Raw genomic sequence first — 241 nt, 5'->3', positions numbered from 1 at the left:
CAACGGTTTTCATATTATCAAACCAGATTTCCGTCGGAATACCTCCGGTATGAAGGAAAGCGTCGTGTAAGCAAGAAAAGAGGGTATCTTGGCTCCGATCAAAGGTTAGTGTCATATATTTGAGTTTTGAATAAGGCAATACATACAAGAAAATATTGAATTTAAACAGCTCACCCTCGCTGCTCACTAGGGCCATTTCTTCTTTCCAGTCAACTTGAGCAGAGAGACCAGGGGAATGTTC

1 pseudogene is annotated in these 241 nt (G+C 41.5%); it reads right to left on the bottom strand.

Going from position 1 to position 241, the window contains the following annotated elements:
* Positions 1-241, bottom strand: a pseudogene (locus HMPREF0519_RS14160) (IS21 family transposase); the annotation flags it as partial.

This window comes from Lentilactobacillus hilgardii DSM 20176 = ATCC 8290, assembly GCF_000159315.1.
Lineage (GTDB): Bacteria > Bacillota > Bacilli > Lactobacillales > Lactobacillaceae > Lentilactobacillus > Lentilactobacillus hilgardii.
This window is presented reverse-complemented; position numbering and strand designations above follow the sequence as displayed.